The sequence below is a fragment of the Acidimicrobiales bacterium genome, from assembly GCA_036273495.1.
In the GTDB taxonomy this organism is placed as follows: Bacteria; Actinomycetota; Acidimicrobiia; order Acidimicrobiales; family JAJPHE01; genus DASSEU01.
Genome location: DASUHN010000381.1, coordinates 1 through 10780, shown reverse-complemented (window position 1 = coordinate 10780; position 10780 = coordinate 1). Strand labels below are relative to the sequence as shown.

Below are 10780 nucleotides of genomic sequence, written 5' to 3'. Positions count from 1 at the left end.
GGGGGAGCCCGAGCGCCTGGGCGATCGTCTGCTGCGCCACGATCGGTGACTTGAGGCTGGACCAGATCTCCGCCTCATCGGATCGGACGTCGGCGATGGCGCAGTTGGTCTCGAGTGGGCTGTTGCTCACGAAATGGAAGGTGAAGCTCCGGTCCACCGTCCGGGCCAGCGGGTCGAGATTCGGGGCCAGGGGTAGCTCGGCCGCCTTCAGCTCCGCCAGCACGCTGGAGTCGGACTTGCCCTCGGCGGTGCCCGGCCGCCACGTCACGTGCAGGGCGTCGACCGCGTCGATGCACTGACCGAACGTGGCCCCCCGGACGGCCACGCCCGTCGGGACCACGGCCACGTCGGTGATCCCGGGCATGCTCCTGACCTGATCGAGGTTGTGGACGGTGCCTACCGCGCCGTTGATGGTCGGGGGTCGGCACACCATGGTGGGCAGGGCGCCGGGGAGGTCGAGGTCCATGGTGAAGGTCTTGCGCCCGGTGACGATGTCGAGGGCGTCGATCCGGTTCCGGGGTGTGCCGACCACCTTGAGCTGCGATTCGTCCTTGAGCGTCACCTTGACCGCCGACGTCGTGGTGGACGCGGCCGAGGAGGCCAGCTGCCCGTAGGTGGCGGTGCGGCCGTCCGGGGCCCGCACGACGCCTGCATCGGTCGACAGGTCGGCGGCGGGGACCCCGAGGAGGGCGGCCGCCGCTGCGACCAGCTGGTCCCGCGCGATCGCTCCTGCCACCCGCACCGGGGTGTAGATGGCGTGCATCGTGTTGGATCCCCCGGTCAGCTGGTTCCAGACCAGTTCGGGGCGGGCGTCGGCCAGGGTGACGTGGACCCGTTCGAGGGGCAGGTCCATCTCGTCGGCGATGGTCATGGCCACCGCCGTCGTGATCCCTTGTCCGACCTCCGCCCTCGGCAGGGCAAAGGACGCCGTTCCGTCAGGGTTCACCCGCACCACGATGAGCCCGGAGGTCGGGCGGGCGGCGTCGGTGAGCAGGTCGCTCAGGTCGTAGACATCGGATGGCTCCAGGGACGGGACCGAGGCCGCGGCCGGGGCCCGGAGCAGCTCCACCCCGAGGGGGGCGGCGGCGGCCAGGGTCGGTCCGGCGATCAGGTAGCCGAGGAACCGGCGCCGCGGGATGACGGGCCGCCCGGCGGGGCTTCCCCGCGTCCCCGCTCCCGGCTCCATCATCGGTCTCCCCTCCGTTCCACGGATCGACTGGCCCGCGGAGATTAGAACGATTTGACCGGTTCCTTCTTGCGGTCCTGGCTACCTTCCCCGTCCGGGACCGGGAGAGAGGGGGGTGCCCGGATGACGCGGCCGGAGCTGATCGAGCTGGAACCGATAGGCGTCGTCACCTCGACGCTGGTGGACCGCGCCGACGCCCCCCGCCAGGGCGACGAGGGCGCACCCGACGCCTGGTTGGTGATCGAGGACCGGTTCGCCGAGGGACTCCAAGGGCTCGGGGTCGGGGCCCGGATCGTCGTGGTGACCTGGCTCGGCCTCGCCCGCCGTGACGTCCTGCGCACCCGTCCCCGGAACGATCCGGGCCGCTCCCAACTGGGCGTCTTCACCACCCGGTCCCCGGACAGGCCGAACCCCATCGGGCTCCAGGAGGTCACCGTGCTTGCCGTCGACGGCCCCCGGGTCCAGATCGACCAGATGGAGGCCGTCGACGGTACGCCTGTTCTCGACGTGAAGCCCGTCCTCCCCCAGAGGGAGGACCGGTGACATCAGAGCCCGGGTCGGCGATGCCGGGGAGGGGTTCGAGGCGGGGTGGTAACGGGCATAAGCCGAAATAGCACGTTACGTCCTCCTCCCCGGAACGAGGCACCCCCTGAGACGACGAGCTGGCGCGACCGTGAGTCACGACGATCCGGCGGCACAGAGGCCCTCCCTGGCCCTCGTCCCGACGCTGGCCGTCGCCGCCGTCGTGCTCGGGGTGCTCGTGGTCCTCTCCGGTCGGTACGGGTACCACCGGGACGAGCTGTACTTCCTGGCCTGCGGCAGGCACCTGGCCTGGGGTTACCCGGACCAACCGCCGTTGGTCCCCGCCCTTGCCCGGGTCATGTCCGCCGTGTCGGCGACCTCGGTGAGTGTCCTCAGGATCCCGTCGGAGCTGGCGGCGGCGGGGACCGTGGTGATCACGGCGGCTCTGGCGCGGGAGCTCGGCGCCGGCCGGACCGGTCAGGTCCTGGCCGCATCGGCGATCGGCGCCTCGAACATCCTTCTCGCCACCGGGCACCTCCTCAGCACGACGACCTTCCTGCTCACGTGCTGGGCGGCCATGGCACTGATCGCTGTCCGGGCCCTCCGGTCCGGCAACGGTCGCTGGTGGCTCGCCTTCGGGCTGGTCACCGGCGTGGGGCTGCTGGACAGCGACCTCGTCGCCTTCCTGGCCGTCGCGATCGTGGCCGGGGCCGTGGTCCTCGGCCCGCGTCGATCGCTGGCGTCGCCGTGGGCGGTCGGGGGAGCGGTGCTGGCCGGCGCGCTGTGGTCGCCGTACCTCGTCTGGCAGGCGGTCCACCACTGGCCCCAACTCGACGTGGCCCGGGCGATCGCCCGGGGACAGTCGGGCACGTCGGCGCCGCGCTGGCAGGTCGTGGTCCTTCAGTTCGTCCTGTGCAGCCCTCCCCTGGTGCCGATCTGGCTGGCCGGCATGGTGCGGCTGTTCCGCGACCGACGAATCCGGTGGGCCCGCCCGCTGGGACTGGCGTACGTCCTGCTCCTGGTGGCGTTTCTCGTGACGTCCGGAAAGCCCTACTACCTGGCGGCGATGTTCCCCGTTCTGATCGCGGCGGGTGCCGAGCCCACGGTGCGGTGGACCCGCCGGGCCAGCCCGGTGGCGCGCAGGTGGAGCGTCCGCGCGGCGGTGGCGGTTGCCCTCGCCGCCGATGCGGTCATCACGCTCCCGCTCCTCCCCGTTGCTACCCTGCATGCCACCCCGATCGTGGCGATCGACTATGACGTCGGCGAGACGGTCGCCTGGCCCCGGTACGTCGACGAGATCGCCGCGGCCTACCGGACGGTTCCCACCGGATCACGAGCGACGACGATCATCCTCACCCGCAACTACGGCGAGGCCGGGGCCGTCGACCGGTACGGCCGCAGCCTGGGGCTACCCCCGGCTTACAGTGGCCACAACGCCTACTGGCTCTGGGGACCGCCTCCGCAGGACGCAACGACCGTGGTCGCTGTCGGACTGCGGCCCCAGCTGCTCGCTCGGATGTTCACGTCCGTCCGCCCGGCCGGGCGGCTCGACAACGGCCTCCACGTGAACAACGACGAGGAGGGTGTCGGCGTCTGGATAGCCGATGGGCCGACCAGGCCGTGGGCGGAGTTGTGGCCCGAGGTCCGGCGCTACGGCTGATGCCCGAACCTCGACTCACCGAGCGGCTCATCCCGAGGGAGTCGAGCGAGTACGCATGCCTTGATCTGGTCAACAGCGCCTTTGCGCACTATCTGGAACCCGGGGAAGAGGCCCTGGACCGGCTCCCCGACCGCGACTGGCAGGCCTGGTTCATGGCTCGCCACGACCTCGCTCTGGCGCAAGGGGCGCCCTTTCCCCTGACCAGGCTGAGATCGGCACGCACGCTGCTCCGGTCGACTCTCGAGGAGTGGGCCCGAGAGGGAACGGTCGGGCCGGCTGCTGTCGCCCGGCTCGACGCCGGGGTCAGGCAGGTCTCCCTGCGGAACCGGGTGAAGCCGGGGCCCGACCAGGGTGCGGTCGTGTACACCGAGCCGACGAAACGGGACGGGGCCTCGCTCGTCGCCGCCGTAACGGTGTCAGCCGTGATCCTGATCTCCACCGGCCAGCCCGAGCGGCTCAAGATCTGTCGGAACCCGAACTGCAGCTGGATGTTCTTCGACGACACGCTCAATCGATCGAAGGTCTACTGCTCGGTGCAGCCCTGCGGGACGTTGATGCGGGTCCGCAGACACCGCGCCGGCAAACGAGCCAGAGGCTGATGCGCGTCCCTGTCGTGGGGCGGGCGCGGCCCACGGACAGCCCTCCCGTCGCGCTACGAGGTGACCGCCACCGGTCCGGATCGCAGGCCGGCCACCTCGGCCAGGAGCTCGTAGGAGCGGACCCGGTCGGGGTTGTCGAACAGGTTGGTAGTCACCATCAGCTCGTCGGCGCCGGTTCGGTCCAGGAGGCCGTCGAGCCCGGCCCGGACCGTGTCCGTTCCCCCGACCACGTGATGGGCCACCAGGCTGTCGGCCAGCCTCTGCTCCCCCGGCGCCCAGTCGTGGGCGGCGGCCTCGGCGGGGCTCGACATGCGCCCGGGGCGCCCGGTGCGCCGGCGCAGCATCTGCAGCTTCCCCGGCCCGTGCAGCCACCGGGCGCGCTCGTCGTTCTCGGAGCACACCACGTTGACCCCGAGCATCACGTACGGCTCCTCGAGCACCACCGAGGGCCGGAAGCTCGTCCGGTACAGGGCCACGGCCGGCTCGGTGTTCTCGGGGCTGAAGTGGTGGGCAAAGGCGAACGGCAGCCCGAGCAGCCCCGCCACCTGGGCGCTGTAGCCACTCGATCCCAGGAGCCAGAGCGCCGGCATGTTTCCCTCCCCGGGGACGGCGTGGATGTGGCGGTAGGGGTGGTCGTCGGGGAAGGTGCCCTGGAAGAAGGCGACCAGCTGGCCGAGCTGCTCCGGGAAGTCGTCGGCACCGAGGGCGGCCGGGGAGCGGCGGAGGGCGGCGGCGGTGGCGGGGTCGGTGCCGGGCGCCCGCCCGATGCCGAGGTCGATCCGCCCCGGGTGCAGCGCCTCGAGCATCCCGAACTGCTCGGCGACGACCAGCGGGGGGTGGTTCGGGAGCATCACGCCACCCGAGCCGACCCGCAGGGTGGTCGTGACCTGGGCCAGGTGCCCGATCAGGACCGCCGGCGCCGACGCCGCGATGCCGCGCATGTTGTGGTGCTCGGCCACCCAGTGACGCCGGTAGCCGAGCCGCTCGGCGGTCCGGGCCAGGTCGACCGAGTTCCGCAGGGCGTCACCCGGGCTGCTGCCCATCGGGACAGGGGCCAGGTCGAGGACCGAGAGCGGGACGGCCGGAGTCAGGCTCACGTCCCCAGGCAACCACGCCCCGGCCCCCTGGCTTCCCGACCGCCCCCGCCGCGTACTCTGCCCCGATGCCGGGTTCCATCCTGGGAAACGCCGTCCGCAGGGTCGAGGACCCCGAGCTCCTGGTCGGCCAGAGCCGCTACGTCGACGACATCCGGATCGACGGCGCACTCCGGCTGGCCTACGTCCGCTCCCCGCTCCCTCACGCCCGCATCAGGTCGGTGGACACGTCCGCCGCCACGGAGATGCCCGGTGTGGTGGCCGTGCTCGTCGCCGCCGACCTGGGACTGGCCCCGCACCACCCCTTCTTCCCCACCAACCCGGCCTGCGCCCGGCCCCCCCTGGCCTCGGAGAAGGTGCGCTTCGTCGGGGACATCGTCGCCGTGGTGGCGGCCGAGACCCAGCAGGCCGCGGTCGACGCCGCCGAGGCGGTGGCCGTGGACTACGACCCCCTGCCGGCCGCCGTGGATCCCGAGGAGGCGCTGGCGGAGGGGGCTCCCCTCCAGTTCGAGGAGCTGGGGAGCAACCTGTCGAGCTCGCTGAAGGCCCGTGTCGGGTCCGACGCCCTCGAGGGGGCGGAGGTCGTGGTGCGGGGCCGCTTCGTGAACCAGCGGGTGGCGGTCCTGCCGCTGGAGGGCAACGCCATAGCCGTGGTCCCGGACCCGCCCGGGGAGGACCTCGACCTCACCATCTACGTGTCCACCCAGATGCCGCACGCCTTCGCCCGCCTGGTCCACGAGGTGCTAGGGGTCGACCGGGAGCGGGTGCGCGTGATCGCCCCCCACGTCGGCGGGGGCTTCGGCGGAAAGGCCGGGCTGGCGGGTGACCACAGCGCCGCCATCGCCACCGCCCGCCGTCTCGGCCGTCCCGTCAAGTGGGTCGAGACCCGCTCGGAGAACCTGGTGGCCATGCCCCACGGGCGGGGCCAGGTGCAGTACGTGGAGATGGGGTTGACCCGGGACGGCGTCATCACCGGTATGCGCTGCCGGGTCGTCGGGGACGGGGGCGCCTACGCCGGCTTCGGGGGCATGCTGGCGATGGGCTCGACGCGCCTGATGGCCCAGGGCGTGTACCACATCCCGAGGATCGTCTTCGAGGTGGCCACCGCCCTGACCAACACCACGCCGATGGGTGCGTTCCGGGGGGCGGGGCGGCCCGAGGCGGCCGCACTCCTCGAGCGGATCATCGACCTGGCGGCGGACGATCTCGGCATCGATCCGGTCGAGATCCGCCGGCGCAACTTCATCGGCCCCGACGAGTTCCCGTACAAGACGCTGACCGGAGCCAACTACGACAGCGGGGACTACGACGCCGCCCTGACCAAGGCGGTGGAGCTCTCGGGATACGAGGACCTCCGTCGCGAGCAGGCGGCCCGGCGGGAGCGGGGGGAGCGGCTCCAGCTCGGGATCGGTGTCGGATGCTACGTCGAGGTCACCGCCGGCGGGATGTCCAGCGAGTACGCCTCGGTCGAGGTCCACCCCGACGGGGACGCGACCATCAAGGCCGGAACCTCGGCCCACGGCCAGGGCCACGCCACGTCCTTCGCCATGATCGTCTCCGACCGCCTCGGCATACCGATCGAGCGCATCCGCTTCGTCCAGTCCGACACGAGCCTGGTGCCGCGGGGCTCCGGGACGGGCGGGTCGCGCTCGCTGCAGATCGCGGGCAGCGCCGTGGGCCAGGCCGCCGACGCCGTGCTCGAGCAGGCCCGGAACGTGGCCGCCGGCCTCCTGGAGGCCGATCCCGCCGACATCACTCTGGGCCAAGACGGCCGTCTCGGCGTTGCCGGCGTCCCTTCCCGGGCGCTCGCCTGGTCGGACGTGGCCCGGACGGCCGCCGCCGACGGCCACCCCCTGGTCTCCGAGCTCGACTTCGAGCAGGCGGGGGCGTCCTTCCCGTTCGGGGCCCACGTCTCGGTCGTGGAGGTCGACACCGAGACCGGCCTCGTGCGCCCGCTGCGCCACGTGGCGGTGGACGACTGCGGGCGGATCATCAACCCGCTGCTCGTCACCGGCCAGCAGCACGGCGGCATCGCCCAGGGCATGGCCCAGGCGCTGTGGGAGGAGATGGTGTTCGACGCCGACGGCAACCCCCGCACCGCCACCCTGGCCGACTATGCCATGCCGTCGGCCGCCGAGGTCCCGTTCTTCGAGACGGCCAACACCGAGACCCCCTCCCCGATGAACCCGCTGGGGGCCAAGGGCATCGGGGAGTCGGGGACCATCGGGTCCACGCCGGCGGTGCAGAACGCCGTCGTCGACGCCCTCAGCCACCTCGGCGTGCGCCACGTCGACATGCCCTGCACCCCGGAGCGGGTGTGGACCGCCATCCAGGAGGCTCGGGCCGGCCGCAACGACGCGTGGCGGGAGCCCCCCGACGTCTTCGACCGCCTCCCCGACCGTGCGCCTGCGGGTGGCCCGGCCGCCGTCCGGGCGGATATCTGACCATGGTTCTCTCCGACCGTTCCATCCGCCAGGAGTTGAAGGCCGGTCGCATCATCATCGAGCCGTTCGATGAGTCGTGCGTGCAACCGTCGTCCGTCGATCTGCACATCGATCGGTTCTTCCGCGTCTTCCGCAACCACACGATGCCGTACATCGACGTCAGACAGGACCAGGAGGAGCTGACCGAGCTGGTCGAGATCGCGCCGGAGGACGTCTTCATCCTCCACCCGGGCGAATTCGTGCTCGGATCGACGCTCGAGCGCGTGGCCCTGCCCAAGGATCTCGTGGCCCGTCTGGAGGGCAAGAGCTCTCTCGGAAGATTGGGGCTCCTCATTCACAGCACCGCGGGCTTCGTCGACGCAGGCTGGGACGGTCATCTCACGCTCGAGCTCTCGAACGTGGCCAACCTGCCGATCACGCTCTACCCCGGGATGAAGATCGGCCAGATCAGCTTCCTGCAGATGACGACCGAGGCCGAGCACCCGTATGGGTCCAAGGAGACCGGGTCCAAGTACCAGGGCCAGCGGGGCCCGACGCCGAGCCGCTACTTCGAGAACTTCCGGCCCCGCCACACCTGAGCCTTCGGGTCAGGTGTGGCCACCGTCCGAGGAGAGCGGCGGTTCCTCGCCGACGTCGCTGGTCGTGTCGGTGTGGGGCCCGGTGTCGGTTCCCGGCGCCTGCTCGTCGGCGGCGGTGGCCTCGGGCGGCGGGGCCACCTCCTGGGGTGTGGTCCCGGCCACCTGGACCGTGCCGGTCTCGGCGGGAGCGCCGACGGTCGCCAGAGCCGGCTCTCCCAGCGAGGTCTCGAGGATCTGGGCCACGTCGAGGACCCGCGTCGACTCGGGGGTGGCGCCCTCCGACTGCCGCTGGCGAACGGCGTCGTCGAGCATGATCATGCAGTACGGGCAGGCGGTGCCGACCACGTCGGCGCCGGTGCCCAGGGCCTCGTCGGTGCGCTCGAGGTTGATCCGCTTGCCGATCTTCTCCTCCATCCACATGCGGGCGCCGCCGGCGCCGCAGCAGAAGGTGCGCTTCTGGTGGCGGTGCATCTCGACGGCGCTCACACCGGGAACGGAGTCGATGACCGCGCGCGGCGCCGAGTAGAGATCGTTGTGGCGGGCCAGGTAGCACGGGTCGTGGTAGGTGACCTTGGCGTCGAACGGGGTGGTCGGGTTGAGCAGGCCTCGCTTGACCAGATCGGCGAACACCTGGGTGTGGTGGAGCACCTCGAAGGTCCCGCCGAGGGCGGGGTACTCGCGCCCGAGTGAGTTGAAGCAGTGGGGACAGGACGCCACGATCTTCTTGACCCCGGCGCCGTTGAGGGTCTCCACGTTCATCTGCGCCTGCATCTGGAAGAGGTACTCGTTGCCCAGGCGGCGGGCGGGGTCACCGGTGCAGGACTCCGCCGGGCCGAGGATGGCGAACGACACGCCGGCGCGCCGCAGCAGCCGGGCCACGGCGTGGGTCGTCTTGCGGGCCCGCTCGTCGAGAGCGCCGGCGCAGCCCACCCAGAACAGGTACTCGGCGTCGGTCGGCATGCTGCCGTCGACCACGGGGATCTCGAAGTCCAGGGCCTCGGTCCACTCGAGTCGCTTGCTGGAGCCCATCCCCCACGGGTCCCCCTGGTTCTCGATGTTACGCAGCATCAACCCGGCCTCGGTGGGGAAGCTCGACTCCATCAGCACCTCGTAGCGGCGTATGTCGACGATGGTGTCGACGTGCTCGATGTCGACGGGGCACTGCTCGACGCACGCCCCGCACGTGGTGCACGACCACAGGACGTCGGGGTCGATGATGTTCGGCACGAGGCGGGCCTCGGGCTCCCGGTGGCCGGCGCCGGCGGACGCACCGTCACCGGAGGAGCCGCCACCCGAGCCGTTGCCGGACGACCCGTTGCCGGCCGCCCCCCCGAGGAGCACCGGGGAGCGGTCGAAGAGGTGGTCGCGCAGGTCGAGGATCAACAGCTTCGGGGACAGGGGCTTGCCCGTGTTCCAGGCCGGGCACTGGTCCTGGCACCGGCCGCACTCGGTGCAGGTGATGAGGTCGAGCAGCTGCTTCCACTTGAGGTCCTGGATGTGGCCGGCGCCGATGACGGCGTCCTCGGCCATGGTCTCGAAGTCCAGGCTCGGGGTGGTGTCCAGGGGGCCGAGGGCCTTGGGGCGGCGGGAGAAGCTGACGTTCAGGGGGGCGGTGATGATGTGGAGGTGCTTCGAGTAGACGACGAAGACCAGGAAGCCGACGACGGATGCCACCTGGCCGAGCACGAAGGCCGTCTCCACGTTGAGGAGCGCCCCGTGGCTCAACCACGAGAGGCGGTCCCCCGCCCACCAGGACAGGAAGGCCCAGTGGCTGTAAGGGAAGTGCCCGGTCTGGGTCTGGGCGCCCCGGTACATCACCAGGGTGGCCATCACCAGGAAGATCAGGAACAGCGTGATCCACGCCGCGTCGGTGTGTGACCGGTAGAAGCGCGACTTCCGCTCGATCCGGTGCGGGGACTGGACGATGCGGATGACCGAGAACACCAGCAGGGCGGCCAGCACCGCCGAGGTCATGAAGTCCTCGAGGAAGCCGAGGCCGGCGTTGCGCCCGATGCCGGGGATGGCGAAGTCGTAGCGGGCCAGGTCCCCGAAGGACTCGATGATCGTGAGGAACAGGATCACGAAGCCCCAGAAGGTGAAGAAGTGGGCCAGGCCGGGCACCGGTCGCTTGAGCAGCTTCCGCTGCGCAAACACGTCCTGCATCTGCGCCCACACCATCCGGGGGACGTTCTGCAGCCGCTCCGGCGCCGGCTGGCCGATCCTGACCATCTGCAGCAGGTGCCACAGCCGGGCCAGGGCGATGGCCGCGGCGACGAAGAACAGGCCGAACCCGATGGCCAGTCTGAGAACGATCAAGGCTCCCTGCGCTCCTTCCGCCGCCGCCCGGCCGGCGAGCGGCGCGGGAGTCTAGCCAGCGCCCCTAGCGGCCCTTTCGGGCGAAACTGCGGCGATGGGCGACGTGATCCTCGTCCGCCACGGGGCCACGGAGTGGAGTGGTCGGCCCGGGCGCGCCACACGTCGGTGACCGATCTGGCGCTCACCCCCGACGGCGAGGAGGGCGCCCGCGCCGTCGGGCGCTGGCTGCGGGGGCGGCGCCTGGCCGCCGTGCTGACCAGCCCCCGCACGCGCGCCCGCCAGACGTGCGCCCTGGCCGGGCAGGGGGACGGGGCCCGGGTCGACCAGGACCTGGCCGAGTGGTGGTACGGGGAGTACGAGGGCCTGACCACCGCCCGCATC

9 protein-coding genes are annotated in these 10780 nt (G+C 71.5%); 6 read left to right on the top strand and 3 right to left on the bottom strand.

The features are described from left to right. A partial coding sequence (locus VFW24_16640) for a molybdopterin cofactor-binding domain-containing protein (protein ID HEX5268398.1) occupies window positions 1–1189 on the bottom strand: 1189 nt, incomplete at its 3' end. A 120-nt stretch (window positions 1190–1309) separates the two neighbouring features. Here VFW24_16640 and tsaA point away from each other — a divergent pair. The 3 genes from tsaA (at window position 1310) to VFW24_16625 (ending at window position 3967) form a co-directional block, all read left to right on the top strand. Further along, window positions 1310–1729, top strand: a complete 420-nt coding sequence (gene tsaA / locus VFW24_16635; protein ID HEX5268397.1) for a tRNA (N6-threonylcarbamoyladenosine(37)-N6)-methyltransferase TrmO — start codon at window positions 1310–1312, stop codon at window positions 1727–1729. A 130-nt stretch (window positions 1730–1859) separates the two neighbouring features. Next, the gene (locus tag VFW24_16630) at window positions 1860–3368 is read left to right on the top strand and encodes a glycosyltransferase family 39 protein (GenBank protein ID HEX5268396.1); all 1509 of its coding nucleotides are present in this window, start codon (window positions 1860–1862) and stop codon (window positions 3366–3368) included. Next, window positions 3368–3967, top strand: coding sequence for a CGNR zinc finger domain-containing protein (locus tag VFW24_16625; protein ID HEX5268395.1), 600 nt, complete (start codon window positions 3368–3370; stop codon window positions 3965–3967). The genes VFW24_16630 and VFW24_16625 overlap by 1 nt, the downstream gene beginning before the upstream one ends. 53 nt (window positions 3968–4020) lie before the next feature. Here VFW24_16625 and VFW24_16620 read toward each other — a convergent pair whose 3' ends face one another. Next, on the bottom strand, window positions 4021–5064 hold the full coding sequence (locus VFW24_16620) for an LLM class flavin-dependent oxidoreductase (GenBank protein ID HEX5268394.1): 1044 nt from the start codon (window positions 5062–5064) through the stop codon (window positions 4021–4023). A 65-nt stretch (window positions 5065–5129) separates the two neighbouring features. Here VFW24_16620 and VFW24_16615 point away from each other — a divergent pair, with 65 nt between their 5' ends. Both VFW24_16615 and dcd read left to right on the top strand, forming a co-directional pair. After that, complete coding sequence (locus tag VFW24_16615; protein HEX5268393.1) at window positions 5130–7505, top strand: xanthine dehydrogenase family protein molybdopterin-binding subunit; 2376 nt, start codon at window positions 5130–5132, stop codon at window positions 7503–7505. Window positions 7506–7507: 2 nt separating this feature from the next. Beyond that, window positions 7508–8083, top strand: coding sequence for a dCTP deaminase (gene dcd / locus VFW24_16610; protein ID HEX5268392.1), 576 nt, complete (start codon window positions 7508–7510; stop codon window positions 8081–8083). A gap of 9 nt (window positions 8084–8092) precedes the next feature. Here dcd and VFW24_16605 read toward each other — a convergent pair whose 3' ends face one another. Then, complete coding sequence (locus VFW24_16605; GenBank protein ID HEX5268391.1) at window positions 8093–10399, bottom strand: heterodisulfide reductase-related iron-sulfur binding cluster; 2307 nt, start codon at window positions 10397–10399, stop codon at window positions 8093–8095. A gap of 132 nt (window positions 10400–10531) precedes the next feature. On the opposite strand from VFW24_16605, the gene VFW24_16600 reads away from it, so the two are divergent. Then, on the top strand, window positions 10532–10780 hold a 249-nt coding region (locus VFW24_16600; GenBank protein ID HEX5268390.1), incomplete at its 3' end, for a histidine phosphatase family protein.

Bases quoted from the DNA above. Each gene is read 5' to 3' on its own strand.
- dcd (HEX5268392.1), top strand. From the start codon at position 7,508: ATGGTTCTCTCCGACCGTTCCATCCGCCAGGAGTTGAAGGCCGGTCGC.
- VFW24_16615 (HEX5268393.1), top strand. From the start codon at position 5,130: ATGCCGGGTTCCATCCTGGGAAACGCCGTCCGCAGGGTCGAGGACCCC.
- VFW24_16625 (HEX5268395.1), top strand. From the start codon at position 3,368: ATGCCCGAACCTCGACTCACCGAGCGGCTCATCCCGAGGGAGTCGAGC.
- tsaA (HEX5268397.1), top strand. From the start codon at position 1,310: ATGACGCGGCCGGAGCTGATCGAGCTGGAACCGATAGGCGTCGTCACC.